This is a genomic window from Sanyastnella coralliicola, from assembly GCF_030845195.1.
In the GTDB taxonomy this organism is placed as follows: Bacteria; Bacteroidota; Bacteroidia; order Flavobacteriales_D; family Sanyastnellaceae; genus Sanyastnella; species Sanyastnella coralliicola.
Map to the genome: position 1 here is coordinate 55,768 of NZ_CP132543.1, position 23,809 is coordinate 79,576.

Here is a 23,809-nt window from a genome sequence, read left to right on the forward strand (position 1 = left end):
TATGCGTTTGAGGGCTAAATATTTGATTGGAAGTGTGATGTTGATTGTCCTCCTCGGATTGTTCTGGGGCAGTACCGCTATCGACATGTTGGAGTCTTGGCGTCCGGATCCAAGAGCGCACAAGCCTATTGTCATTGAACCGGATACATTGGACCTTCCTTTTCCACACGGAGAAGATCCATTCAACCCAACCGAGAATACCGGTGGTATCTCTCTAGATTGGCCAGACAATTTCCAGTACAACGTAGAATACGATCCAATCACGGGTACTTATGTAGTCGTTCAAACGATTGGTGATTCTATTGTTTTCCGCTCTCCAACGAGCTACACCCTCGACGAATACCTCGAATACGATATCCAACAGAACGTTTCTGACTACTGGGCTGAACGCCAAGAAGAAGAAGATGAAGCAAACCGTGCTTGGGCACCTGTGCTGAAAGTAGGAGGGGAAGGATTCAAAAACATCTTCGGTAGTAACGAGATCGAAATTCGTCCGCAAGGTTCTGCTGAATTGACCTTTGGTTTCAATACTTCGAAAACAGATAACCCGCGAATTCCAGAACGTCAACGTCGTATCACGACCTTCGATTTCAATCAGCGAATCCAGCTGAACGTAGTCGGAAACATCGGTACGAAGATGCAGTTGACTACCCAGTACAATACGGAGGCGACCTTCGATTTCGAGAATCAAATGAAACTCGAGTACACGGGTGATGAAGATGAGATCATCAAGAAGATTGAAGCAGGTAACGTAAGTATGCCGCTCTCTGGAACACTGATCTCAGGTAGCCAGAGTCTTTTCGGTGTGAAGCTTGAAACGCAGTGGGGACGTCTCCGCAATACAACCGTATTCTCACAGCAGCAGGGTGAGCGTAAAGAGATCACTGTGGAAGGTGGTGCTCAAACACAGCTCTTCGATATCCGCGCTGACAACTACGAAGCAAACAAACACTACTTCCTTTCTCAATGGTTCCGCGACCAATACGACGATGCATGTGCCAGTCTACCGGTAGTGAACTCAGGAGTGAACATTACACGTATTGAGGTATGGGTAGTGAACATGCAAGCGAATACGCAAAACGTGCGTAACGTGATCGCATTCTCTGATCTTGGAGAGCACCCGAACTACGTTTCAACCAACCTACCTGTTGGTGACCTCTCAGATCGTCCTGAATTGGCGATTACCCTAGATCAGAATCCAAACAACTTGAATAACGACGTCTTCCTCGATATGACTGAGAACGAGGAAGTGATGGGTTATACTGGTGCGAATGCCGCTATCGCGGAAATGAACATGGGCTACCAGCAAGGGGTACACTACGAACGTGTGGGTAACGCGCGAATGTTGAGTACGTCTGAGTACACCTACAACAGTCGTCTTGGTTTCATCTCGCTTCGTCAAGCATTGAATAATGCTGAGGTACTTGCGGTATCATACGAGTACACCTTGAACGGTGAGACCTACCAAGTAGGTACCCTTTCGCAGGATGGATACACTGCTCCTAGCGCTTTGATCTTGAAGATGTTGAAGTCTTCAGTGACACAAGTGAAACTGGATAACGGTGACCCAGCTCCGATGTGGGACTTGATGATGAAGAACGTCTACAGCATGGGAGCGTTCGGAATCAACCGCGACAACTTCCGTCTGGATGTATGGTACAATGACCCTTCAACGGGAGTTGACCTAAACTACATCCCACGCGATCCGCTGGAAGGACAATTGCTCTTGCAGCTACTCAACCTCGATAGGTTGGACATCAATAACATACCGAACAAAGACGGTTTCTTCGATTTTGTAGACAATGCCGCCACCCAAGGGGGTACCATAGAATCGCAAACCGGTCGAATATTCTTCCCTGTCGTCGAGCCATTCGGTGAGCACCTTGAAGGCGTCATACGCGACCAAGTAGATGACCCTGACCTCGAGGAGTCGTTGGTGAATACCATTGTGTATCAGCCACTCTATGATTCTACGAAAACAGCCGCACAGCAGATTCCTTCATTGAACCGTTTCCGCGTTCGCGGTCAGTTCCAGTCGCAGTCGAGCTCTGAAATTAGCTTGAATGCCTTGAACGTTCCACAAGGGTCGGTATCGGTTACTGCTGGTGGGGTAGTGCTCGTTGAGAACCAGGATTACACGGTTGACTATAACCTCGGTCGTGTACGTATCCTGAATGAAGGTCTTTTGGAGTCAGGTACTCCAATCAATATCTCGCTTGAAAGTAACTCGCTCTTCAATATTCAAATGCGAACCTTGATAGGTAGCCGCTTTGACTATGAAGTCGACGACAACCTGAATATTGGAGCCACGGTAATGAACCTTCGGGAACGTCCGCTGACACAGAAAGTGAACGTGGGTGACGAACCGGTGAACAACACGATCCTTGGAGCTGATGTTCAGTACCAGACAGAGAGTGAATTCTTGACGCGTTTGGTTGACCGAATTCCGTTGATCGATACGAAGGCAAAATCTTCGATTGATGTTTCCGGGGAGGCAGCCTACTTGATTCCAGGATATTCGAGAGCCATCGGTGACGACGGTAACGCATACATTGATGACTTCGAGGGGTCACAGTCGGTGATTGACATTCGATCAATCAACCAGTGGTTCATGGCTTCTACACCAAAACTTCAGTCGGATTTATTCCCTGAAGGAAACGTGGAAGACTCATTGATCTACAACTACAACCGCGCGAAACTTTCTTGGTACACGATTGATCCGCAGTTCTTCCGTGGTAACGGATTGCAAGACGGACAGGTATCAAACGATATTAAGAGTGACCACCGCATGCGTGAAGTCTTGGAAGGTGAGGTATTCCCGAACCGAGAACTTCCTGCAGGTACACCACCGTTGATTCCAACGCTTGACCTTACCTTCTATCCAGATGAGCGTGGTCAGTACAACTACGAATTGCCAAATGGTGCTCCTGGAGTTTCAGCAGGTCTGAACACTGACGGTACACTTGTAGCCCCTGAAACACGTTGGGGTGGTATTCAGCGTGCCTTGGTGACAACTGACTTTGAGACCTCAAACGTTCAATTCATTCAGTTCTGGTTGATGGATCCATTCCACGCTGATTCTGAGAATACGAACGGAGGGGAACTCTACTTCAACCTTGGTAACGTTTCTGAGGACGTTCTGAATGATTCACAGCTCTCTTACGAGAATGGATTGCCTTCGGCGAACCAAGATCTTCCGGTGCTTGAGTCTATTTGGGGTATCTACCCAGACCCGGCTACCTTCAACGTTGTTAACGCCTTTGATAACTCAACGGGTAACTACGATCAGCAGGATATCGGTCTTGATGGATTGAACAGTGCAGATGAGCAGACCTTCTTTGACTCATGGTTGGCTGAGGTACAAGGTTTCCTTGATCCTGACGCTTTCGCGGAATACCAGGCTGACCCTTCTGCCGATGACTTCGAGTACTTCCGTTCTCCTGAGGCACAGAGTAACGAATGGACAATCATTCGTCGTTACAAGAACTTCAACGGTTACGATGGAAACTCTGATACGGGAACACCAAACGGTTACCCGATTGCAGCGACAACGATTCCGAACACCGAGGATATCAACCAGGATATCACCCTAAGTACGATTGAGAGCTACTACCAGTATCGCGTATCACTTCGTCCGCAAGACCTAGGGGAGGAGAATATTGGAAGTAACTACATCACAGACTCTTTTGAGACGACAGTTGAAACAGCGAATGGCGAATCACGAAACATCCGCTGGTACCAGTTCAAGATTCCGATCTTCAACTACGACAACCGCGTAGGTGGTATCACAGACTTCCGTTCGATCCGCTTCATTCGTATGTTCATGAAAGGATGGTCTGAGGAAGCTACACTTCGTTTCGCTCGTCTTGAGCTCGTACGTGGTGAGTGGCGTGAGTACCTCGGAAGTCTTGAAGGTCCACAAGAAATTGAGCCGAACGATCCAGAACCTACAACGTTCACGATTGGTGCGGTAAACATTGAAGAAAACGGTAACCGTGAACCAGTTCCTTACGTGATTCCTCCTGGAATTCTTCGTGAGATCGACGTCGGTACCGCGAACCAGCGTCGTTTGAACGAGCAGTCGCTATCACTTGAAGTCTGTAACCTGATTGATGGTGATGCACGAGCCGCCTATCGCAATGTGAGTTACGACATGCGATTGTATAAGAAGCTGAAGATGTTCCTGCACGCAGAGGCAGGTCCGGATGGGGCTCCTTTGAACGATAATGAGGTAACCGCATTCATTCGATTAGGTAGTGACTTCAATGAGAACTACTATGAATACGAAATCCCGTTGAAGGTCACGCCAGCGTTTACCGGTGATGACGATGAAATCTGGCCGAGCGAAAACGACGTTGAAATCGAGTTTGCGAAGTTCCAGAACTTGAAATTGTCACGTCCTGCAGGTTATCCAACCTTCCAGGAATACATTGAACGCGATGGGGAGGCGATGCTCCGAGTGAAGGGTAACCCTAACCTCGCCAATGTAATCGTGGTGATGATCGGTATTCGTAACCCGCAGCAGGATGGTAACCCATTTGTGAGCACTGACCTTGGTGATCCAAAGTGTGTAACTGTTTGGGCGAACGAGCTCCGTTTGACTGACTTTGACGAACCAGGAGGTTGGGCAGCGGTAGCACGTATGAATGCTACGCTCGCTGACTTCGGTAACGTATCGGTTGCGGCAAACATGTCTACTCCTGGTTGGGGTGGAATCGAGCAGGCCGTACTTGAACGTCAACGTGAGACCATCCGTGGAATTGATGCCAATACCACGCTACAACTTGGTAAATTCTTCCCTGAGAATCTAGGAGTTCAGCTCCCGGTATACCTCGGGTATTCAGAAACGGTGACGACACCTCAATTCGATCCATTAGCTCCAGATATTGAGCTGGATCAGGTGGACCTGACCCCTGAACGACGGAAGAGTTCACAGCAAATTGTCCGAAGGCGAAGTATCAACTTCACCAATGTCCGAATTGACCCTCAACCGAGCAATAAGCCGAAGAAGGATAAGAAGAAAGACAAGGAGAAGGATGACGCTGATGATAAAAAAGACAAAGGCGGTAAAGGTGGAAAAGGCGGAGCTGGAAAAGATGCCAAGTTCTACGACATCTCCAATGTAAGTCTGTCGTACGGGTACAACGAGACCTACCGACGAGACATTAACATGGAGTTCCAGATGCAGAAGAGCTACACTGGAGGTCTGAACTACGCATTCCAGAACAAGCCTACAGAAGTTCGTCCATTCAAGAATATTGGTTCTAGTCCGTTCTTCAAGTGGCTGAAAGACTTCAACTTTTATACCGGAATCAAGTCGTTTACGTTCAACACGACGATGGATCGTATGTACGAGACGTCACGTGTACGAAACAACACGGCCGCTCTCTTCGGAGTTGAGACGAACGTACTCATCCAAACTCAGGTATTGAAGACTTGGAACTGGAACCGTACGTACAACTTGAATTATGACATCACGAAGGCGTTGAAATTCACCTACTCGGCGAATAACCAGGCCTTGGTAGGAGAACCAGCAGGGGTGATCGACCGCGAAGATGTGGATTGGTACGAAGCCTACAAAGACACCGTTTGGAACAACATCCAGAACTTCGGTGAGACCACGAACTTCAACCACAACGTTTCGTTGAGCTACAAGCTTCCGTTCGACAAGATCCCGATGATGGATTGGATTTCTTCGGATGCTCGTTACCAAGGAACTTACCGTTGGGACCGTGCTCCGTTCTCACAGGATTCATTGGGGCACACGATTCAGAACTCACGAAACCTGACCTTGAACGCACAAGGAAACTTGGTGAACCTCTACAACAAGTCTGACTTCTTGAAAGAGATCAACCGCAAATCTCCAAAACGTAATCAAGGGCGCCAGGGACGAAATGAAGACAAAGATGGTTTCGGTAATGACAAGGAAGACGATGACGATCGCGAGAAAGTAAATCCACTCCACGTGGCACTGCGTTTCTTGATGATGGTTCGAAACGTATCCGGATCGTACACTCGAAATGAAGGTATCCTCTTACCAGGTTATGCTCAGACTACCCAATTGGTAGGTATGGACCCGAACTTCGAAGCTCCAGGTATCCCATTCGTGCTTGGTTGGCAGAATACCGACCTTCTCGGAAATGAAACCGGAAACTTCGCGCTCGATGCCGCCGCCAATGGCTGGATGGTGAATAGTCCTTTCTTGAATCAGCAGTATTCGGAGACCTTCTCGGAGAGCATTAACCTCCGCGCGAACTTGGAACCGATCAAGCACTTCAAGATTGAGTTGACAGCAACTCGTCAGGAGTCACGTAGTCAGAACAGCTTCTTCCGTTTCGATGAAGAGCTAGGAGACTTCGAATTCCAGTCGCCATTGGAGACAGGGAACTTCACAGCGTCGATCATTACGTGGGCAACCGCGTTTGAACAGGATGATGAAGACTTCAATAACCCAGTCTTTGATCAATTCTTGTTGAATCGCCTGTCTGTATCGGAGCGTTTGAATGATGAAACTTACCAGTTCACAGATCCTGAAGACAACGGATACTACTCTGGTTGGGGACCAACTTCACAAGACGTGACGATTGCGGCATTCATTGCAGCATACACAGGTCAGGATGTGAACGAGGTAGAGCTTGATCCATTCAAGACGAAAATGGCGCCGAACTGGCGTGTGACGTACGACGGATTGAGCAAGCTGCCAGCCTTTAAGAAGCGCTTTAAGCAGTTCAACCTGACGCACACATACCGCTCGACGATTTCGACAAGCTACGTGACGAACTTGAACTATGAAGAAGATCCGAACACAGGTTTGCCTGTTGCGGTTGACCAGAGTGATTTTGGAAACTTCATTGCACAACGTCAGATCAGCAGTGTAACGATCAGCGAACAGTTGTCTCCACTTATCGGATTCGACATGACGCTGAAGACCTCTGGTAAAAACGATCCTCAGATCCGCTTGGAGATGGGACGTGACCGTAACATGAACTTCGCATTGACGAACCTTCAGATCACTGAAACACGCAGTAACTCGATTGTAATGGGAGTTGGATACCGCTTCACTGAGGTGCCAAACCCATTCTACCGTCGTCGTGGTAAACTGCCGGTACAAGTGTTGGAAGACACGCAGCTTTCATTGCGTGCTGACCTCACTATCCGTGACAACGTAACAGTGATTCGTAAGGTGGAAGAGCGTCAGAATCAGCCAACCGCCGGACAGCGAATTCTATCATTGAAAACCACAGCTGACCTTGAGGTTTCTCGTAAGTTGACGCTGCGTTTCTTCTACGATCACCAGATTACACGTCCGAAGATTTCTACGGCATTCCCGACGTCGAATATCAATTCGGGTATTACGTTGCGATTCCAGCTTACACAATAAGCTTTTACAGAAGGTCAAAAAGTATATTTTTGTCGCAAAAGGAATTGAAATGAACACTCCAAAGGACCTGCGCTACACAAAAGATCACGAATGGGTTCGCCTAGAAGGCGACGTAGCGGTGATCGGAATTACTGACTACGCTCAAGGAGAGCTTGGTGACATCGTTTTCGTTGAAGTGGAAACTGAGGGAGAAGAACTCGATGCAGAAGAGGTTTTCGGTACAGTAGAAGCAGTGAAGACGGTTTCTGACCTATTTATGCCAGTAGCAGGAGAAGTAATCGAAGTGAATGAAGCGATTGCAGATGATCCAGCATTGGTAAACTCTGATCCGTACGGAGAAGGTTGGATGATCAAGATCAAATTGGCTGACGCAGGTTCTGTAGCAGAATTGCTTGACGCTGAAGCGTACGAAGCTCTGATCGCTTAAGGATGTTCATGAGGCATATGATATGGTCGATCCTATGGGCCATGGTCATTGCTTCCGTGTACTTTCTTCCCGGTAAAGACCTACCTATTGTTAGTTTTTGGGACCTGCTCCAGTTCGATAAAGTGGGGCACTTCTTGGTTTTCTGTGTGTTCACATTGATCCTGAAGACTGGACTCAAACGACAAGTTAGATTCTCTACCATCCAACAACGTTCTACCCTGAGTGCACTCGTTTTTGCGATCCCTTACGGGGGGATTTTGGAGTATTTGCAAGGTGCAGTTTCTCCTGATCGCAATAGTGACCTCATGGATTTCGTTGCTAATGTAGCCGGCTGTTTAGTCGGGATTGTGATTTTTCAACTTATTTATGGAAGAGAATAAATGGCCGGTTGGTTGTTTTTGTATCTTTCGACACTGATCAAACTATAGCATGGAATCACGTAAAACAGACGAAGCGAATATCGAGAAGAGCCGCATGACGTGGCGAGTTCTTGGTTTTGCCGGTGCCCTGGCCCTGATCCTCGCGGCGTTGGCTTGGACTTCTTATGACATCAATGTCATTCGTGAGTTCGATTTCGACACTGATCTTCTTGAAGATGAGGAGATCCCAGTGAATATCGTTCAGCCACCACCACCTCCTCCACCACCACAGCAGACTACGGTGATTGAGATCGTTGATGACGAAGAAGAAATCGAAGAAGAGCTAGAGGTTGAAGACCTTGAGCTTGACGAAGACACTGAAATCGAAATCATCGAGGAAGTATACGAGGAAGAAGAAGAAGACGATACTCCATTCATGATCGTAGAGCACATGCCTGCGATGGGAGATTGTAAGAAGCTTCGTGGTGATGAACGTCACCAGTGTACGCAGCTCGAGATCATCAAATTCGTAACACAGAACACGAAATACCCACAGATCGCTAAAGATGCGGGTATCCAAGGAACTGTATTCGTTTACTTCGTAGTTGGTAAAGACGGAGGAGTAAAAGATGCGAAAGTACTTCGTGAAGTAGATCCACGTCTTGACAAAGAGGCATTGCGTGTGATCAACATGCTACCGAAGTTTGAGCCGGGTGAACAGCGTGGTAAGCCTGTACCGGTTCAGTACACTATTCCAGTGAAATTCATTATCCGATAAGGGTAATCAATATAGAATTGAAGAAGGGGGAGCGTTAGCTTCCCTTTTTTGTTGCCTTTAAAACTGCCTGAACGGCCTTTGCTGAGCGTTCAGGGCCATCGCCGTCGATGATGGTGTACGAGGCCTTCCATGACTTCAATACGGCCTCGTATTGCTTGAAGAGCTGTTCCCGAGAGAATTCATCCTCTCTTAAAGGGTCGTAGGTCCACGGCAGGTCTGGTTTGCACAGAAGATAATGCGTGATCTCTTGATGCGCCTTTTCCGCTATCGCGCGAAGATGAGATGAACCGAGCTTCACTTCTTCCCAAATCTGAAGGGTCAAGAAGTCACTGTCTAGAAACCGGAGTGGGGATGGCGTTGCCAGTAAGTTCTTCATCTCTTCAGCATAGCTCTTTAGTTCTGCCAATCCGTAGTTGCCGTCTTTCTCTTGCAAATCAAATCGTGCCAACTCAGGAATATAGACGGTCTCGAAATGCTTCGAAAGTTCGATAGCTAGGGTGGTCTTGCCACTACTTTCCGGACCAGTAATCGCGATGATCATCAGAAGATGGTGATTTGCTCCCAATAACCGTCAATAGCCATGACCAGGTAGATGACAAACAGAGCAGCCCCGAAATAGAGCTGGCGCTGGTAATACAAGAAGATGGCAACTGCGTCAATAATGATCCAATACAACCAATTTTCGTGGATGAAATTGACCATGAGCCAAGTAGCTATCAAGCTGAAAACTGTAGTGAAGGCATCTAGATACGGACGTTCGGCATCTGTGAATCGTTGAAGGGCGAAGCCCGTTCCGGCTACGCCGAAAATACCTAAGGCGAGATAGGGAATGTGCTCAGCTAGACCCCAGTGCTCAATCCGCCATTCACCTACGGCTTGAAAGTAACCGTAAACGGCCATGCCAACATAAAACAGTTGCAAGGCGCTTTCGGCGTAAATCTTCCTGTTCCAGCAAAGTACTACGAATATTCCGCCTCCAAAAAACGCGGGAATAAAGGCCATTGGAAGTAATTCTTTGAGGTACATGTAGGTGTACAGCAAAGAGAAAATTACGGCTAGAAACTCCGCAGCACGATTAATGAATACTCGGGTCGGCAAACGCGTCGCGGTTTAGGAATTTGACAACCAATATCTGAGTTTCAGCATCTGCGAAGTATTTCCGCGTTAGCGAAGAAAGTGCATTGAAAACATCATCATGCGAACCGCTAATCATGGAACTCATTCCACCGATTTTGCATTGAAGGTTGGGAATCGCTCGAAGTTCCTTGACAAAGTCAATGACACGTTGTTCGTAGGCTTCAGTAAGGGGATAAAAACTCAGTTCTGCAGTAAGGGTCATGTTACTCATCTTCGTCGTCAAAGGTACAATCGCAGGGCGGAGAAAGTTTAAGATCGATCTCAGGAAGCAAGTTCTTGAGTCGTTCTTGCTCAGCGTCGCTCATCTCATTGTGCAGCAAATCAAGCACTTTGAGGTTGTCGAGACGCATCAATGTGGTTGGGTAATATCCGATGACGTTGCTCCAAAGAATCAACTCCTCCAATTTGTAAAGTCGATGAATTTCGTCTGGGATTTCATCGATGAAATTATCCGACAAATCGAGACGAGTAAGGTTCCTCAAATTGCAAATAGCTGGAGGGAAACTCTCCAAATCATTCTTAGAAATCGAGAGGCGCTGAAGCTGTTGCAGCTTATTGATATCAGCAGGAATCTCCTTGAGTTTGTTGCGATCTAAAATCAGTTCATGCAAGTCTTTCAATTCATACAGCTCCGCTGGAAGCTCTTTGATCTTCTGCTTGGTGAGATCCAATCTGTAAACTGGAGTGCTGGCAGCAAGGGCTTTTTCAAGGCTCGTATACACCTTGCACGAATCGAGCTGCTCAGGAGTGAGCTGCGCCGACGAATGCAGAGTCGCCAAGATGAATATGATTAAAGCCAATGCTCTCATGAGAGTCTTGCTAGTACTTTTTCTTTGTCGTTTTGTAATTGTGCCACCAACGCGTCTAGTCCGTCAAAGCGCTGTTCATCACGAATTCGGTCAATCAGCTCGAGCGCAATAGATTGACCATAAAGGTTCTGCTCAGCATCAAGAAGGTGCACTTCAATGCGCAACTCTTCGCTCTTGGTGACGGTGGGTCTGACGCCAATATTGAGCATTCCTTTGAACGTGCCTTGATCGGTATGAACGAGAACAGCATACACTCCTTTGGCAGGAATCAGTTTGTTCTTGTCGTGGATCTGCACGTTCGCTGTAGGAAAACCAAGGTCTTTCCCAATACCATCCCCTTCAATAACGATGCCACGGAGCGGATAGTTGTATCGGAGGTATTCATTTGCCTTGTGAACATCACCTTCTGATAGTGCGGAACGGATCTTTGTGCTACTCACATTCACCTCCTCCAGCATTTGTGCTGGAATCTCCTCCACCCTGAATTGAAACATCTCTCCGAATTGCTGTAAGCTAGAGAAATCGCCTTCACGATGCCTTCCGAAACGGTGGTCATAACCAACGACCATGGTGTTGACCCCAACAGCATCGACTAAGATTTGCTTGACATATTCCAATGGAGTGAGTCGGGCAAATTCTTTTGAAAAGGGATGAATAATCAGGTGGTCCAGTCCGCATGCCTCCAGTCTTTCGATTTTTTCTTCCCTCGAATTCAGCAGTTGCAATCCATGATCATCCGGGAAGAGCACCATTCGGGGATGGGGGTCGAAGGTGAAGAGTACACTTTCGCCATCCACTTCGGAAGCTACGTCAGTCAGGCGTTCCAGGATTTTTTGATGTCCGAAATGGACACCGTCAAAGGTGCCGGTGGTCATGACCGGACGCTTGGCATGTTGGAAGGATTGGAGGCTTTCGTAGACTTTCAAATTTCGTTGCGCTGGCTCGAACAAAGATAGCTGAATTGATAGGGTCGGAGGTTGAATTGGGTCTGGATGTTCACTTTTTTTGAACATTCATTGTTTAACCGTTTGAATCACCTTACTTTTGCACGCGATTTTAGACCCATAAGTAACCCATTCTGATATGTCTCAGCATAATGGTAAAGTGGCACAGGTAATTGGACCTGTTGTCGATGTAACCTTCGAAGGAGAAGGCGAACTTCCAAAGATCCTCGATGCACTCGTGATTAACCGTGATAACGGTGAGCGCCTCGTTCTTGAAACTCAACAGCACATTGGTGAAGATACAGTACGTGCCATTTCGATGGACTCTACTGAAGGTCTTCGTCGTGGAATGGCTGTAGAGGCAACAGGAGCGCCAATCACAATGCCTGTTGGTGATCAAATTAAAGGACGTCTTTTCAACGTAGTTGGAACTCCAATCGACGGAAACAAAGAAGTAAGCTCTGAAGGAGCTTACCCAATCCACCGTGAAGCACCTAAGTTCGAAGATCTTTCGACTGCGACTGAGGTACTTTTCACAGGAATTAAGGTAATCGACTTGATCGAGCCTTATGCGAAAGGTGGTAAGATCGGACTCTTCGGAGGTGCGGGTGTAGGAAAGACCGTATTGATCCAGGAGTTGATCAACAACATCGCGAAAGGATATGATGGTTTCTCTGTATTCGCGGGAGTAGGTGAGCGTACACGTGAAGGGAATGACCTTCTTCGTGAGATGATCGAATCAGGTATCGTGAAGTACGGTGATGATTTCCTTCACTCGATGGAAGAAGGCGGATGGGACCTTTCTAAAGTTGACAACAAAGCAATGGAAGAGTCGAAAGCGACATTCGTTTTCGGTCAGATGAACGAGCCTCCAGGGGCACGTGCTCGTGTAGCACTTTCAGGTCTTACTGTAGCGGAGTACTTCCGTGATGGTGATGAGCAGAGTGGTGGACGTGACATCCTCTTCTTTATCGATAACATCTTCCGATTCACTCAGGCAGGTTCTGAGGTATCGGCACTTCTAGGGCGTATGCCTTCAGCGGTAGGTTACCAGCCTACCCTAGCAACGGAGATGGGACAGATGCAGGAGCGAATCACTTCTACGAAGCGTGGTTCGATTACTTCGGTTCAGGCGGTATACGTACCTGCGGATGACTTGACTGACCCGGCACCGGCAACTACCTTCGCCCACTTGGATGCAACAACGGTACTTTCTCGTAAGATCGCCGAGCTTGGTATTTACCCAGCGGTAGATCCACTAGATTCTACATCCCGTATCCTTTCTCCAGAAGTAGTAGGAGATGAGCACTACGATTGTGCACAGCGTGTGAAGGAGATCCTTCAGCGTTACAAAGAACTTCAGGATATCATCGCCATCCTTGGTATGGACGAGCTTTCTGAAGAAGATAAATTGGCCGTACACCGCGCACGTCGAGTACAGCGTTTCCTTTCTCAGCCTTTCCACGTAGCAGAGCAGTTTACAGGATTGGCAGGGGTAATGGTTCCTATCGAGGAAACAATCAAAGGATTCAACATGATCCTTGACGGAGAAATGGACGGCTACCCAGAAGCAGCATTCAACTTGAAAGGTTCTATCGAAGAAGTGAAAGAAGCTGGAGAGAAGATGATGGCTGAAGCTAAACAAGGATAATTATGAAAGTGGAGATCCTTTCACCCGAAAAGAACATCTTCGAAGGAGAAGCGAGCTACGTTGGCCTCCCAGGAACGGATGGTAGTCTTGGTATCTTGAATAACCACGCACCACTCATCACAACCTTGGCTAAAGGACAGGTTCGCATCAAGACCGATAGCGGAGAACAGACCTTCGAAGTGAATGGGGGAACCGTTGAAGTATTGAACAACAAGGTGACGATCCTCGCAGGATAATCACTCGACTATAACATTAGAAAGGCGCTCATCGAGCGCCTTTTTTGTTACCTCATAATTTTAAATCGCCGACGTTCATTCCGAATTTTCACGCCCTTGAGATGTCCGTGCATGACGATGATCGACGCCATGTAAAGTGGAATCAACGGGATCTTAAATCGCACCAAGGCACCGAAGTTAGACGTCGTCACCCCGATCATAAAGGCGAAGAGAATCGCAAACACGAAGCTGTACAAGATCACCGGATATTGCTTGATTAACTGCCGGAGCCGTTTGAACTTCATTCGGAAAAGCACCGCCAGCGTGAAGAAAAGGATGAAGAGATTCTCTAATCCTGATAACAACATCACTGCATTCCGACTTTCCCACAGAAAAGGGCGATATAAACCAGCCGATACCGCTAGCGGAAATTTCGACGCGATGCTCAGCGGCGTAGCCTCCAAGGTTCCAATATCGAAGCTCGCTCCGTCGTAATAGTCTTGTTTGAGGTCGTTCTGAATCACCACGGCAGTCTGAAGCGCTCGTTCTGGGGCGAATTTCCCTAGGCTATCTCCGAGTACCACCAGCATGGCGTAGCTCCCACCTAGGATGATCACATAGATGAAAGGAACCATGATGTAGCGGAAGTAGGCATTCTTGATCAACTTAATGCGGTCATAGAAGTACCAAACGAAGGTTCCTGGCAGCAAAATGATCAAGATGTAAGGCTTAATAGAGATAATAACCGCACCTGCAACCACTATAGTGAACCAATGAAGCCACTTGCGTTGATGTCGATTGATCAATGCATTGGTAGCGACAATGAAATAGCAGGTTGCCGCCAAGGTGAAACTATCTTTCAGAATTCCGGATCCCCAGAAGATTACTGAAGGCATAAATAAGACCGCATAAGCCAAGTTCTTGTACATGTGAGGGAAATAGCTCACGAACATGCGATAGAGCCTCCAGAGGCCTCCATAAGTGGCCAGGGCAAGTAATACGGTAGAGACGAAGTAGCTCTTGGCGCCCAGGAATACAAAGGGGATACAGAGTTTGAATACTGTACGTGTCTTTTCATCAAAGAACATATAGCCTAGCGGCGAACCGGTTTCCTGAGTGAAGAGGCTTTTGATTTCGATGGTTCCTCCTCCAAAGAGGGCTTCGAAGAAACTCAGCGGACTATGATAAAAGAGGTTGACAAAAGCCAAGGCACATTCGTAGTAGCTCGTGGTGTCTCCTCCGTCGTAGTAGAGGGTGTAAATCAATCCAAAGAAGATACCTCCACCCACTTTGAACCACATGCCCGGTAGAAAGTACCGCCAACTCGGATCGAATTTGACATTCTTACGCACCTTATATGAACCCGCAACGGAGATGATAATCATGATGAACACGATCATCAGGAACTCCCAGAATTCAACGGGAATCTTACCGAAGGTGAACGTGGGGATACTCATTCGTGGTGGTAAGGTTCGCCTTTCAGAATAGTGTGAGCGCGATAAATCTGCTCAATCGCAAAAACACGTACCATCTGATGACTAAAAGTGAGTTTAGAAAGGGAGAGTTTTCCGCTGGCACGTTGCTTCAATTCGTCATTGAATCCATACGGACCTCCGATGAGCAATACCACGCGTTTCAGTCCGCTAATCTGCTTTTTTTGCACCCAATCGGCCAACTGCAAAGAGGTGAGGTCTTTGCCGCGTTCATCAAACAATATCAAGTGGTCTCCCGGTTGTAGCAGTTTGGTTACCTTTTCCGCTTCGGCGTTAGCCACAGCTTGAGGCGTCATCTTCGCTCCGCGAATACGAACGTCGTCTGTTTCGATGTATTCAAAGCTTCCGTAGCGACGTAAGCGATGCTCATAAATGGAAATGGCTTCTGTCAGCCAGCTTTCCGTAGATTTACCGATGGCGATGAGTACGATCTTCATTGTTAGAAACGAATGGCAACAAGCATTTCAGGAAAACGAAAACTAACGAAAAAACTGTGGTTTCCCGCTGTAGATAGACTTCGTTTGCTCTTTTTCATTCAGCTTGCCTTAGCTGGTTGTTACGGTTTACATGTTGATAGTATCTATGAACCTACTGGACTCACATATGATTGCTTTTGGGATCCCACTGTATGGAAATACTATGCATTCCACGCCTACCTTCCATTCTTTGTGCTCACCGGATTCTTGTCGACCTACAGCCTATCGGCCGAAAAACGTCAATACGGTTCGTTCCATATCATCTATTATTTCTGGAGAAGAGCGATTGATTTGTTGCCATACTACTTGGTATTGGCAGTAGTAGCAGTCGGCTATGCTTTGTTCAGCGCTAATGATGCGTCGTTGAGTATTTGGGCATTACTTCCGGTGACCTCGGCTTGGCATGCCTCTATTGAGTGGCTTCCGACGAGCCCTGTGGTGTGGGCATTTGTTCCTTTAGGCATCTTATTTCTCTTTCACCTGATTTGGCCCATCTGCATGTGGCTCATCCCTTCACGAGGGCATTTGTGGTTAGAAATCTTTCTGATCACTTTGAGTTTGTTATTCCGTGCTGGCTTCTTTACCGAAGATCTTCCAGCGCCGTGGCATCCTCTGAGTGCGGCCTTCCCTCTGATGCTAGGAGCGTTGTTAGGACAACAATTGCTTTTGCATCCATCATCTTTTATGCGTTTTCGGAACTACCGGAAGCCGATTCGCTTGATTGTGATCCCTGGAAGCTTGATTTGTTTGTTTTACCTATTGATCATCCCTGATTTCAGCCACATTCATGTGATGTTGGAGCTGGTCTTTTGTTCTGCTGCCCTATTACTGATAGCAATTGAGGCAAGTTCCTTTGAAGAAACAGAGGGTGGACGAAGCTTTTGGAAAAGTGGTCGATGGATCTTACCAGCCACTGTTGGCTTCGCTATTGCCGTGGAATTGACCTATCGATCAATGCTGTATTACTATGTCCTTCTCCTCGGTTTAGCGGGTGCCATTCTTTGTGTATTCGCTGTGAAAAGCCTGTCATACAGTCATTTCAATGCGTGGAAGGAAAAGTATACCTTTAGGCTAAGGAAATGAGCTTTTGGCTCGAATGTTGCATAACCTAAGCAAAACCTGATTCATGAAATCATTAATGACATTCTTCTTATTGCTCGCTACCGTGGTAGTCAGTGCTCAAAGTGATGCCTCTGGCAAGATCGCGAAAGCCCTGGGCGCCGGAGATGCCGAAACGATCGGTCAACACCTGGTCGCCAACGTGGATTTGACCATCCTCGATGATGAAGACATGTATCCACGTGACGTCGTAGTGAAGAAGCTAAATGCCTTTTTCTCTGAGAATAAGCCAACGAAGTTTGAGATTAAACATAAAGGACAATCGAAATTGGACGACCATTACCGCATTGGTGATTTGGTGACGGCCAATGGGAAATTCCGGGTCACTTTCTTTATGAAGAAAGGAGATAACAAGATGTTGATCAAACAACTACGAATAGAACGATACGAATGAGATGAGCCCCGCTAGCTGCGGGGCTTTTTCGTAATACCTTTGACCCCATGGAAGACTACGATATCATAGCCTTTATTCGTGCGGCCCTCGAAGAGGATGTGCGCGACGGTGACCACTCTTCACTTTCTTGTATTCCGGCTGATGCTGAGCGTCAAGCCAGGTTGATAGTTAAAGATAATGGGGTGTTGGCTGGTGTCGCTATCGCGGAATTGGTATTCCGTGAAGTGGACGCTTCACTGACAATGGAAACCTTCATTCAAGATGGTGAACGCGTAAAGTTTGGAGACATTGCATTCCACGTGAAAGGAAGCGCACGCTCGATCCTTACAGCTGAACGTCTGGTATTGAATCTGATGCAACGCATGAGTGGAATCGCAACACGCACACGCTCTGTTGTTGATTTGATTGACGGAACAGGGGCGAAGGTGCTTGATACCCGCAAAACCACGCCATTACTACGCTACTTCGAAAAGCGTGCTGTAAAGATTGGGGGAGGAGAGAACCACCGATTCGGACTCTACGATATGATCATGCTCAAAGACAACCACGTTGATTACGCTGGAGGAATTGAAGCTGCTGTGCGTCGTACCATGGATTACCTCAAAGAGAAAGGCCTGAACATTCCTGTAGAGGTAGAGACACGTAACATGGACGAAGTACGCGAGGCACTCAATGCCCCTGGTGTAGATCGCATCATGCTCGATAACTTCACGCCAGATCAGGTAAGAGAGGCGGTGAAGTTCATCAATGGTCGTGTTGAAACAGAAGCTTCTGGTGGAATCACCTTAGATACCATTCGAGGGTATGCAGAAACAGGAGTTGATTATATTTCGATGGGCGCACTCACGCACAGCGTGAAAAGCCTTGATATGAGCCTCAAAGCTTTCTAGAAATACATGTTCAAACGTTGGTTAGATCGGTTTCTCGCTTCTCAATTGGTAGAGAACACCCTCAACCTAGCGCGGAGAATTCACCCGCCTGGATTTGAGGGACTGAGCTTTTATGCCGTGGCCCGCTTCTTCTTTGAAGGGGTGCAGAAGGGAGCCCTAACTACACGTGCAGCTGCCATTTCGTTCCGTTTTTTCTTGGCAGTGTTCCCAGTGATCATCATGTTGCTTTCGTTGATTCCAATCATTCCAATTGAGAACTTTCAAGAAAGTCTCTTTGCTGCCATTCAAGGTTTCTTCCCAGGAGACACCTTCACCTTGGTGGAAGACACGATTGAAGATTTGGTCATCAAGAGTCACAACACTGTTTTCTCGATCGGTTTTATCCTTTCGGTGATCTATGCGAGCAATAGTGTCAACGCCATTCTTTTAGGTTTCAATGGATCCTATAATCTCGAATCACGGGGTAACCCCATGGTGATACGTTTGGTGAGTTTGGTACTCATGTTGATTCTCGGACTCTTCGTAATTATTGCCACCTCCGTCATCATCTTCTCAGGCGTCGTCTTCGAAGAATTAATAGCGCTGGGAATCCTGGTAGAAGACAATGTATGGATGCTAAACATCGCCAAGTACATCTTGAGTTTCTTGCTCATTTACGGTACGATCACCATCTTGTATAACATCGGCGATTTCAAGATTAGGCAATGGAAGACCCTCAGTGCAGGGGCTACCTTGACTACCGTCTTGATCGTGTTGACCTCCTTAGGATTCGCCTGGTTCGTGAACAATTTCAGTTCATTTAACCGCCTGTACGGATCTTTGGGTACATTTTTGATACTGTTGATCTGGATCAACGTGAACAGTACGATCTTGTTGATCGGATTTGAATTGAACACGAGCATCGCCAAAGCGAAAAGCGATCTCGAAAAATGACAACTATGAAGTATTTGATGGTACTATGCATGCTATGTGCTGCAGTAGTAGTAAACGGACAATCAGTTCTTGGAAAGTGGAAGACCATTGACGACGAAACCGGGAAACCAAAGTCTATCGTTGAGATTACGGAACGCGATGGCAAACTCTACGGAACCATTGTAGAGCTTTTCCGCGAGCCGAACGAGGTACAAGACCCGTACTGCGACAAGTGTGAAGATGACCGCAAAGACAAGCGCATCCTCGGCATGGAGATCATTCGCGACATGGAGAAAGACGATGATGAGTACGATGACGGAACCATCTGTGATCCAAAAACAGGGAAGATCTACGATTGTAAATTCTGGATTGATGAAGACAATCCAAACGTGTTGAATGTACGTGGCTACGTAGCCTTCTTCTTCCGTACCCAGACTTGGGAGCGCGTGAAGTAATTACTTCCGCTTCAGCAGATTCATCATTTCCGGTGCCAGGTTCAAGCCAAAGACAGCACCGAGGAATACAGAACAGCTCACCACACATTTTAAGATAATCGCTGCAAAAGGCATGTCAGGCATTGGTTCCCAAAAGACCAATGTCGACATGGCTGCAGTCATCAGGATGACCATCGTGTACGCACGCGTAACTGGGGTCAATCCAAAATAGCGCTTCACATAGTGGAGCTTCATCACGTTGTAGACAAAGAAGGTAATGGCAGTAGCTAAGGCCGCTCCTTCAATTCCCAAGTTTCCATAGCTCTTATGGATGAGGAAGTAGTTAGTGAGTCCCGTCAAGACGATCAACACAATGTTCAGACGGAAATTCATCTTGAAATACTTCGAGTACACCAAGATGCCCCCTGAAACGCCCGTTGCCATATTGAAAAGCTTGCTCAAGCCAATCCAGAAAACCACCCATTTGCCGCCCTGGAATTTCTCTGGCAGCAAGACCATGATTTCATCAATCGAGACCCATACACAGAGAAAGATCAATCCGCCAAATACCATTTGAAGCAAAGAGCTCAAGCGATAGATATGCGTAAGGTCAGCGCGGTCTTCATTAATGATCGCTTTTGAGGTCAGCGGATTGGCGATGGCCATGATCGATTTCTGTGGGATCATGGTCACGGCCCCAATGTAAAAGGCCAAGGTGTAGAAGGCGACCTCGTCAAGTCCGATCAACAGCCCCACCATAATGATATCGAGGTTGCTCACGATAATACCGGCACCACGGTCAAGAATGGAGTAGGCGCTGTATTCGGTGAGTTCCTTCTTGTCAACCGGATTTGGACCTCGCTCAAAACGGAACCCATGGCGTATGCTGAAGAGCAGAAGCACGATGGTCGCGGTGAAGTACCCTCCGAGGTAAAGCAAGAGTAACTGGTCAAATTCAATCTTGCCTCCCATATAGAAGAGCACAATCACCAAATACCAGCCCTTCAAGAAGGTCTCATTCAGAAACTGAAAGAAGGTGGTTTTTAAGATCGCTGAGACAAAGCCATTGAGAGCGTAGAAGAAGATCAATGCCGTGGAAAGGGCAAAGAGCTTCCCAAAGTTTCCTTCGAGTAGTACGGCATCGTTGGCGTTCACCAATTGCATGACTTCCGGACCTGCAGCGGCCATGATTAAGCCGAGTAGGACGCTTCCAATCAGCGGTATGGTAAAGACAATGCGTAAGAAGCGGCCTTGTTCTGCTTCCGCTAAACGCGGGAAAAAGCGAATGATGGCATTGGGAATACCGCCGTGAAAGAGCTGAGCAAAAATGAGGGCGTAAGCCGTCAAGACTTTGATGAGCCCCCAACCTTCTTCGAAGCCTTCAAAAGCCCTCGGCAAGACAAGGATGGTGTTCACCGCACCAAAGAGGGTCCCGAGGATGATCGAGACCATATTTCTAGAAGCTTGTTTCGCTACAATACCCAAGCGGCAAATTTTCTCCTAATTTGCGTCGAATTTTGGAAACGCACACAGGCCCCCGCACCGATGTATAAAAAGACCCCTGTTCGCAGATACGAACTCACCCTCGCTTTTCTTCAGCAAAACCTCCCGGCACCCGCGAAGGTCTTAGATTTGGGCGTACGCAATCCCTTCAGTGAATGGATGGAAGAAGCCGGCTATGAAGTGGTGAATACCGAAGGCGAAGACCTCGATTTTGTACGTGATGCGGTCAAACAGGGAGGTTTTGACGCTGTGACCGCGTTTGAAATTCTAGAGCACGTACTCAATCCACTCCCACTCTTAAGCGAAATTGAAGCACCCAAACTCATCGCGACCATCCCGATGCGCCTCTGGTTTGCCCCAGCCTACCAAAGCAAAACCGACCCTTGGGATCGCCACTACCATGAATTTGAAGACTGGCAATTTGATTGGCTGCTAGAAAAAGCCGGTTGGGAGGTCAAAGACCGCCAGAAATGGACCAGCCCTTCTCCACATCCTTTTGGCATTCGTCCGTTGTTACGTCAGTTTACGCCGAGGTATTATGGGGTCGCTTGTGAGAGGTCACCGAATTAGGTTTACATGACCTCGTATCGTGTCTTCTTCTAGCTTCATTACCCATGTGTATACACCATTCGGTGCGAAATAATCACCGGAGTTCACAGATCCATTCCAATAGTCATCTACGGAGCTGGTTTTAAATATTTGCTCTCCCCATCGATTGTAAATAGCCAGTTCATAATTCTCTAAATCGCAACTGATGGAAGGGGCGAAGCTGTCGTTCAGTCCATCGTTGTTCGGACTGAAAGCATTGGGCACGTAGTACTCAAGATGACATGTGTTGCACAAGTTTGGATCGTAATAGGGAGCATCAATTAGAAATTCACCTGAACAGCCTGTGAGGGTGTCTTCGACAATAACCGTGATATCATGCACGAGAGTGTAGGTAGAGTCTAGAACAGAAAAGTCATGCTCTAAATAGGCATTATGTTGTGCTGACGCATCTATTGAAAGCACGGCTGGATGGCATTCAGAGTCCTGAGTCACAGAGTAATCTAACCATAGACCATTGGAAGGGAAATAGACTTCAACTACAGAGGTCTCACATTCATTCTCCAACATTACAGATACCGAATCACTCGGAGAGATTGAGAAGGGAAGAGAAGGGTACGAAGTATCGAATTCCTGATGAAAGAACGTCTCATTGACCGTTACTTCTGTATCACAAGAAAAAATGGTGAATGAACTATCTGTTAATGCAGCGGGGAAGTCAGATAAGAACACCAGTGTAGTGTCATAGAGGCACATACCTTCAATCACATTGAGGGATAATGCGGTGGAGTCATTGCTCCCGAATTCGATAGATGACGCATCGATAGAACTTTCGTCGGGAAAGGTCCATATTGTGTTTTCGAATTCCCCGTTGATCGAAACATAACTGAGTTCACCAGGACATTCACCTAGATTCAAGTCGAAATCGAGCTCTTCATCGCACTCGATTTGACAAGTGATACTCGAGGTCATTTCAAATGGGGCTGACTCCAATTCATAAGAAATAAGCGGTGTCCATGCTTCGTCTGCAAAGTCAGTGATCTGGATTTCACCTGATAGATATTCAATCGGGGGTGTGAAAGGAACGAAGCTACATTCATCTGTGAGTTGATGAATAGGTCTCTTGGTAATGAAGTTGCTTTCGAAAAGTCCAATTGACTGTATAGAACATAAGTAGAGGTGGTTATTCGCAATACATGCGGCTCCAGTAACTTCTTCGACGGTGTTCTCTTCGTCAAGGGAATAAAGGAATGAATCTAAGATGTCACCTGAGTCTTTGTGGAGTTGGGTGATAAGCACTGATTCGTCGCCTCCTTGAAAGCTCTTGGTGTTACAAACGACGTTAACTTTATCATCTGTAACAATGAGATCTGTGCAAGAATCATCAAAACCTCCGGTAAAGGCGAAATTCCATTCAAGAACACCTTCCGTGTCGAGTTTACAGATCCAAATATCCCTTGCGTTGGGTAGTGTTGATCGCGTGTATCCTGCCAGGAAGAGGTTTCCGACTTCGTCCATGTCGCAAGTGAAGAAGAGCTCCAAGTGGGTATTTACAATAGCCTTTTGATTAATAATCTCTCCTTCTTGATTCAAGGTGACGATGAAACCATGGTGAATACCGTTGAGTGATTCGGAGTTGCCTGCAAGATGGATGAGATCATTATGAACCTCAATGGTGTAGAAGTGATCATCATTATTGCCGCCAATGTGCTTAGACCAAAGCTGTTCTCCTTCGGCCGATAGTTTTACGACAAATCCATCAGTCTCCCCAAAGGAGTTACTTATCGTTGATCCACACCAAATGATACTTCCGTCTTCCTGCTCAAAAATATCTCTAGGAGAATCATGCTGCTCCGATTCTTCTGGAGTCACTGACCAAATCAGTTCACCATCCTCTGTGAATCTTGCAACGAATGCATGACGGTTGGGTGACGGATAATCGATCCAGTAGCCTGAGATGAGGATGTCTGAATTCATGAGTCGGCGAACAATGATATTTCGACCGGATTCTTCATCCTCAGATCCAATTACGAAGGAAGAGATAATCTCTCCTGAGTCATTAAAGCGGGTGATGCTGATGTCCTTCTCTCCAAATGGGCCGAAGTATACATCACATGCTGCGATGATCTCATCATGGCCGAAATCGATACTGTGAGCTTTAGTGAAATATGAAGAGTTGAAGTGGGATGTCCAGTTATCAGTTTCTTGCGCCGAAATGAAGAACACACATAATACCCCGAAAAGGGTTAGAGGAAGGCGTAGCATAGTAGTTCGTTGTTAATGTTGGCCGAAAGATATGCATTTAAATGAAATACGTTCCCAACGAGTTGGTGGCGAGTGA

At 47.0% G+C, this 23,809-nt stretch carries 21 protein-coding genes; 12 read left to right on the forward strand and 9 right to left on the reverse strand.

Translation table 11 applies throughout. From position 1 onward, the window contains the following. Nucleotide 1: 1 nt before the first annotated feature. From sov to RA156_RS00235, 4 genes are read left to right on the forward strand one after another with little or no spacing between them, the layout of a single operon-like run. Nucleotides 2-7,381 (forward strand): T9SS outer membrane translocon Sov/SprA, encoded by a 7,380-nt coding sequence (gene sov / locus RA156_RS00220; RefSeq protein ID WP_306641797.1) that lies wholly within the window; start codon nucleotides 2-4, stop codon nucleotides 7,379-7,381. A gap of 49 nt (nucleotides 7,382-7,430) precedes the next feature. Next, nucleotides 7,431-7,808 carry a glycine cleavage system protein GcvH gene (gene gcvH / locus RA156_RS00225; protein WP_306641799.1) on the forward strand — a complete coding sequence of 126 codons (378 nt, stop codon included), beginning with the start codon at nucleotides 7,431-7,433 and terminating at the stop codon, nucleotides 7,806-7,808. A gap of 8 nt (nucleotides 7,809-7,816) precedes the next feature. Further along, nucleotides 7,817-8,188 (forward strand): VanZ family protein, encoded by a 372-nt coding sequence (locus tag RA156_RS00230; protein WP_306641801.1) that lies wholly within the window; start codon nucleotides 7,817-7,819, stop codon nucleotides 8,186-8,188. Between the two features lie 49 nt (nucleotides 8,189-8,237). Next, a complete protein-coding gene (locus RA156_RS00235; protein ID WP_306641802.1) occupies nucleotides 8,238-8,945 on the forward strand; it encodes an energy transducer TonB in 708 nt (235 codons plus the stop codon). 34 nt (nucleotides 8,946-8,979) lie between these two features. Here the strand turns inward: RA156_RS00235 and RA156_RS00240 are convergent, their stop codons facing one another. From RA156_RS00240 to RA156_RS00260, 5 genes are read right to left on the reverse strand one after another with little or no spacing between them, the layout of a single operon-like run. After that, nucleotides 8,980-9,486 (reverse strand): AAA family ATPase, encoded by a 507-nt coding sequence (locus tag RA156_RS00240; RefSeq protein WP_306641804.1) that lies wholly within the window; start codon nucleotides 9,484-9,486, stop codon nucleotides 8,980-8,982. Further along, nucleotides 9,486-9,986: a nicotinamide riboside transporter PnuC gene (gene pnuC, locus RA156_RS00245; RefSeq protein ID WP_306641806.1), complete on the reverse strand. Its 501-nt coding sequence runs from the start codon at nucleotides 9,984-9,986 to the stop codon at nucleotides 9,486-9,488. The genes RA156_RS00240 and pnuC overlap by 1 nt, the downstream gene beginning before the upstream one ends. A 34-nt stretch (nucleotides 9,987-10,020) precedes the next feature. Further along, the gene (locus tag RA156_RS00250; RefSeq protein ID WP_306641808.1) at nucleotides 10,021-10,293 is read right to left on the reverse strand and encodes an SGNH/GDSL hydrolase family protein; all 273 of its coding nucleotides are present in this window, start codon (nucleotides 10,291-10,293) and stop codon (nucleotides 10,021-10,023) included. After that, the gene (locus RA156_RS00255; RefSeq protein ID WP_306641810.1) at nucleotides 10,286-10,891 is read right to left on the reverse strand and encodes a leucine-rich repeat domain-containing protein; all 606 of its coding nucleotides are present in this window, start codon (nucleotides 10,889-10,891) and stop codon (nucleotides 10,286-10,288) included. Before RA156_RS00255 ends, RA156_RS00250 begins: the two co-directional genes overlap by 8 nt. Further along, the gene (locus RA156_RS00260) at nucleotides 10,888-11,766 is read right to left on the reverse strand and encodes a bifunctional riboflavin kinase/FAD synthetase (RefSeq protein WP_306641812.1); all 879 of its coding nucleotides are present in this window, start codon (nucleotides 11,764-11,766) and stop codon (nucleotides 10,888-10,890) included. Before RA156_RS00260 ends, RA156_RS00255 begins: the two co-directional genes overlap by 4 nt. Before the next feature lie 208 nt (nucleotides 11,767-11,974). Here RA156_RS00260 and atpD point away from each other — a divergent pair, with 208 nt between their 5' ends. After that, complete coding sequence (gene atpD / locus RA156_RS00265; protein ID WP_306641814.1) at nucleotides 11,975-13,486, forward strand: F0F1 ATP synthase subunit beta; 1,512 nt, start codon at nucleotides 11,975-11,977, stop codon at nucleotides 13,484-13,486. 2 nt (nucleotides 13,487-13,488) lie between these two features. After that, nucleotides 13,489-13,722 carry an ATP synthase F1 subunit epsilon gene (gene atpC, locus RA156_RS00270; protein WP_306641815.1) on the forward strand — a complete coding sequence of 78 codons (234 nt, stop codon included), beginning with the start codon at nucleotides 13,489-13,491 and terminating at the stop codon, nucleotides 13,720-13,722. A gap of 47 nt (nucleotides 13,723-13,769) precedes the next feature. Here the strand turns inward: atpC and RA156_RS00275 are convergent, their stop codons facing one another. Beyond that, nucleotides 13,770-15,158: a hypothetical protein gene (locus RA156_RS00275; RefSeq protein ID WP_306641816.1), complete on the reverse strand. Its 1,389-nt coding sequence runs from the start codon at nucleotides 15,156-15,158 to the stop codon at nucleotides 13,770-13,772. After that, nucleotides 15,155-15,631: a 23S rRNA (pseudouridine(1915)-N(3))-methyltransferase RlmH gene (locus tag RA156_RS00280; protein WP_306641818.1), complete on the reverse strand. Its 477-nt coding sequence runs from the start codon at nucleotides 15,629-15,631 to the stop codon at nucleotides 15,155-15,157. The genes RA156_RS00275 and RA156_RS00280 overlap by 4 nt, the downstream gene beginning before the upstream one ends. A 12-nt stretch (nucleotides 15,632-15,643) precedes the next feature. Here RA156_RS00280 and RA156_RS00285 point away from each other — a divergent pair, with 12 nt between their 5' ends. Genes RA156_RS00285 through RA156_RS00305 form a run of 5 tightly spaced genes read left to right on the forward strand, consistent with a single transcriptional unit; the run spans nucleotide 15,644 to nucleotide 19,440 of the window. Beyond that, the gene (locus tag RA156_RS00285) at nucleotides 15,644-16,753 is read left to right on the forward strand and encodes an acyltransferase family protein (RefSeq protein WP_306641819.1); all 1,110 of its coding nucleotides are present in this window, start codon (nucleotides 15,644-15,646) and stop codon (nucleotides 16,751-16,753) included. A 43-nt stretch (nucleotides 16,754-16,796) separates the two neighbouring features. Next, nucleotides 16,797-17,183: a DUF4783 domain-containing protein gene (locus RA156_RS00290; protein ID WP_306641821.1), complete on the forward strand. Its 387-nt coding sequence runs from the start codon at nucleotides 16,797-16,799 to the stop codon at nucleotides 17,181-17,183. Nucleotides 17,184-17,230: 47 nt separating this feature from the next. Further along, the gene (nadC, locus tag RA156_RS00295) at nucleotides 17,231-18,073 is read left to right on the forward strand and encodes a carboxylating nicotinate-nucleotide diphosphorylase (protein WP_306641822.1); all 843 of its coding nucleotides are present in this window, start codon (nucleotides 17,231-17,233) and stop codon (nucleotides 18,071-18,073) included. Between the two features lie 6 nt (nucleotides 18,074-18,079). After that, the gene (locus RA156_RS00300) at nucleotides 18,080-19,006 is read left to right on the forward strand and encodes a YihY/virulence factor BrkB family protein (RefSeq protein WP_306641823.1); all 927 of its coding nucleotides are present in this window, start codon (nucleotides 18,080-18,082) and stop codon (nucleotides 19,004-19,006) included. Nucleotides 19,007-19,011: 5 nt separating this feature from the next. Further along, on the forward strand, nucleotides 19,012-19,440 hold the full coding sequence (locus tag RA156_RS00305; RefSeq protein WP_306641824.1) for a DUF2147 domain-containing protein: 429 nt from the start codon (nucleotides 19,012-19,014) through the stop codon (nucleotides 19,438-19,440). Here RA156_RS00305 and RA156_RS00310 read toward each other — a convergent pair whose 3' ends face one another. Beyond that, nucleotides 19,441-20,871 (reverse strand): lipopolysaccharide biosynthesis protein, encoded by a 1,431-nt coding sequence (locus RA156_RS00310; protein ID WP_306641826.1) that lies wholly within the window; start codon nucleotides 20,869-20,871, stop codon nucleotides 19,441-19,443. It abuts the gene before it with no gap. Nucleotides 20,872-20,964: 93 nt separating this feature from the next. Between RA156_RS00310 and RA156_RS00315 the strand changes: the two genes are divergently transcribed. Continuing rightward, on the forward strand, nucleotides 20,965-21,492 hold the full coding sequence (locus tag RA156_RS00315) for a class I SAM-dependent methyltransferase (protein ID WP_306641827.1): 528 nt from the start codon (nucleotides 20,965-20,967) through the stop codon (nucleotides 21,490-21,492). Here the strand turns inward: RA156_RS00315 and RA156_RS00320 are convergent. Then, nucleotides 21,481-23,733: a T9SS type B sorting domain-containing protein gene (locus tag RA156_RS00320; protein WP_306641829.1), complete on the reverse strand. Its 2,253-nt coding sequence runs from the start codon at nucleotides 23,731-23,733 to the stop codon at nucleotides 21,481-21,483. The two genes, RA156_RS00315 and RA156_RS00320, sit on opposite strands and share 12 nt — an antisense overlap. Between the last annotated feature and the right edge of the window lie 76 nt (nucleotides 23,734-23,809).